This window comes from Paraburkholderia sp. (assembly GCF_049581445.1).
GTDB lineage: Bacteria > Pseudomonadota > Gammaproteobacteria > Burkholderiales > Burkholderiaceae > Paraburkholderia.
In genome coordinates this window covers 1-3,044 of record NZ_JBAURZ010000180.1, presented here as the reverse complement: position 1 = coordinate 3,044, position 3,044 = coordinate 1, and the positions used below count along the sequence as shown (strand labels likewise).

3 protein-coding genes are annotated in these 3,044 nt (G+C 61.9%); all 3 read right to left on the bottom strand.

Going from position 1 to position 3,044, the window contains the following annotated elements; genetic code table 11:
* Window positions 1-120: type II secretion system protein GspM (gene gspM, locus WCA85_RS16255; protein WP_424065552.1), on the bottom strand; the 120-nt coding region annotated here is incomplete at its 3' end.
* A complete protein-coding gene (gene gspL / locus WCA85_RS16250; RefSeq protein WP_424065550.1) occupies window positions 117-1,508 on the bottom strand; it encodes a type II secretion system protein GspL in 1,392 nt (463 codons plus the stop codon). The genes gspL and gspM, both read right to left, overlap by 4 nt.
* 28 nt (window positions 1,509-1,536) lie before the next feature.
* On the bottom strand, window positions 1,537-2,883 hold the full coding sequence (gene gspK, locus WCA85_RS16245) for a type II secretion system minor pseudopilin GspK (RefSeq protein ID WP_424065548.1): 1,347 nt from the start codon (window positions 2,881-2,883) through the stop codon (window positions 1,537-1,539).
* Window positions 2,884-3,044: the final 161 nt, after the last annotated feature.

The window sequence follows — 3,044 nt, the reverse complement described above, 5'->3', positions numbered from 1 at the left end:
CAGTACGGACCACGCAATCACGACGCCTAGCACCGCGCCGCCCCACGTCAGCAAGTTCTTTTCGCGCTCGCTGCGCCCGTCCCAGAAGCTGGCCCAAGTTTGAGCAAGTTCAGATTTCATTGTCCGCTCCTGATGGTCCACTTGCCGGTGTTACTGTCGATCGCGCCGCTCAAGCCGTTGATCGCAAGGCGCTGCGGCAGACCTGGATCGACTTTGACTTCCGGCTTGAAAGTCACGTCGAGGCGGTGCTCGTGATAGTCAATCGCGGCTATACCATTGACCGGCACCGGCCCGAGCGAACGGGCAAGGCCAGCGGAAAGAGACAGGAAATCGTCCGGTGAAAGTTCACCCGCCGCCACCCGCAACTGCTGCATCTGACGCGACATCTGATCGGGCGCGTCGAGGACGACGGTGGTTTTCGGGAAGGTGTTGAGCAACAACTCGGTCATCTGCGTGTTGATCGCGTCGCGCTGATGCGACATCATCAGCCACTGCGCATTCGCGCCGACAATCGCCACCACGATCGCGCCCAGGACCAGCAGAATCGGCAAGCGCAGACGCCGCAGGGTCGCGCGGTCGAGGCGCCACGGCTGGGTAGCGAATTCGAACTGGCACAGGTCGAAGCGGCATTCGAGCGCACGACGCGCGAGCCGTTCGAACGGCAAGGGCTGCGCGCCGCTCACTTGCGCGGCGAGACCGCCTTGCACCCCCGAGCCCATGCCTGGCTCGCTGCCCGGTACGTCGGTGAGCCGATAGAGTGTTACCGGCGCGGCGCCCGCCAAGGCATCGAGCGTCGCCTTGACGGCATTCACGGGCACGGCCATGCCTTCACCCTGCAACCCGCGCGCGATGGCGAGCTCGACTCGCCCCGCAGCAGGATGCGTCGCCACCTCGAGCAACAACGCGGGAGCCGTGGACACCACGTTGCCGAGCACGGCGGCAACAACGGGTGTGGGTGGTGCGACAGAGACCACAGCAGCTGCGACTTTGGCGCCGACTCCGGGCTTGACCGCAGCCGCAGCGACCGTTTCGGTTTCCGCTTCCACTGGCGCTATCGACACGACCGGGGCCACTGGCAGACAACGCGTCACAGGCACGGCACGCACATTACGATGACCGGCCGCAGCGAAGGCTTCGCAAATGAAGCGGAACCAGCCCCGATCGATAATCGCGAGCAGGTGCCGGCTGCCACCGAGCGGTTGCGGATCGAGCGCGATATGGCAGGTTTGCGGATCCTGAATCAGTTGATCCTCGACCACATTCGGCAACGCCTGGCGCAGCCGCGGCCCCTTCAACGGCGGCAGGGTGGCGGGCATCATGAGCAGGTCGCGTGCGGCCACCATCAAGACAGTGGACGACGCCCGCGGCAGCAGTGCGAGGGCCGAGCGGCCGGCGCGCTGCGTGCGACCCGACTTGTCGAGCAACAGGAACGGCAAGTCCGGCAGTTGCCATTCCTGCGACGGAACCGCCGGGTCACGTGGCGGCAATAGGACGATCAGCGTGCTCAAAGGCCACTCTCTCGAGGAAAAGCGTTATTCATAGTTGATCTTGTACGCGCACGACGCGAGTCGTGTGCGTGAGCGCGTCACGATAGACGAGGGTTGTGCGATCCACTTCCGCGCGTTCGTGGTCCACACGGCCGTGGATAAAAAAGTAACTGGTGTTGACGTCGAGAGTACTCGGATCGATCTCCAATTGGGGAACGCCGGCGCCCTGCAGTGCCAACTGTACGTCACCCACGTTATGAAAGAACACCGTAGCACGGCGCGAGACGAAGGCCTGGGCACTGGACAGGCTCATCCCCGGCACGACGGCAGCAACCACTTCAGCGGGCGCCGTGTTCATATTCACGGCCGTGGTGGTGGGCAGAACTGTCACGAACGGCCGCAAGCGCGCGACCATGTCGGGGGTATAGCCGGGCACATCGAGCAGCGAGTCGACGCTCGTCATTTGCAGAGGAGGGGCAGGCGCGTCGTCGTCGTCATCCATACCGGGTTTATTGGTGAAATTGCTGCCACCGATGGCGCCGCCTTGTATCGGCGTACTGGTTGCCGTGCCGCCAGCGGTCAAGACAGGAGTCTGAAAGCGGGTCGCGGACAGCTTGAGGCCGTTGCGCATCTGAACGGCTGTTTTCTGCGCCAACTGGCTGTTGAGACTGAGCAGGGCGAGCAGGCGCTGGAAGGCCTGGATCTGCTCCACGTTCAGCTGCAACACACCGGGAGCAGGGCTGGAAACCAGGTTACGCAGATTGAATTTGGCCTGAGCGTCTTCGATAGAGCCTGACAGATAGGTGTCCGCGCCTTCCTGCGAACGGACCTCGCCGATCTGGCCTAGAAAATCCGACAGACGGGTGCGAGCGATCGGGACGCCCCATACACCGCCCAGGTAGGTGATGCCTGCGGACGTGTCGCCTTCGGAGCGCAAGATCAGGCGGGTCCAGTCAAGGGCGCCTCTGGATATCCATTGAGCTTGAGAGAGGAGGCGTTGGTTTTCTATCCTGCGGATTTGGACTTGCTGGCGCCATAGGATGCCGGATACCAGGATCGCTGATAGCGCGACGACTAGTAGGGCTGTGATTATGGCTACGCCGGATTGGGTTTTTGGCCGTGCGGCGCGGGTTTTGTTTTGTTGTACTACTGGTTTGGGGTGTTCTTGTTTTTCTATCTGCGTGATTGCGTTGCTCCCTTGCGGAGCGGTGCTTCGTTTTGGTTGGCTTTCGGTGGTGGCCTTTCCTTGTTTTGTTATTGGTTTATTTGCGTTGCCCCTGTGCGGGGCAGCACTTACTTTCTTTGTCCCCCAAGGGGACTTCCTTCGGGGCGCGGCCGCAAAGAAAGTAAGCAAAGAAAGCGGCTTAACCCCGCCAGCTTTGTAGGTGTCTCCCATTGTCGCGAATCCGGAGCGGCCCGAAACAAGATGTTCCCTCGCATTCCCCTCGTTCGTGACAAAGCAGTCATTCATCCCGTCCACGCACTGCGTGCGCGCCGGATGGGTCTGCGGAGTTGACGGTCGCCGCGTGTGCTAGTTTGGCATTTCTCTTTATCAAG

Bases quoted from the DNA above. Each gene is read 5' to 3' on its own strand.
- gspK (WP_424065548.1), bottom strand. From the start codon at position 2,883: ATGGGAGACACCTACAAAGCTGGCGGGGTTAAGCCGCTTTCTTTGCTT.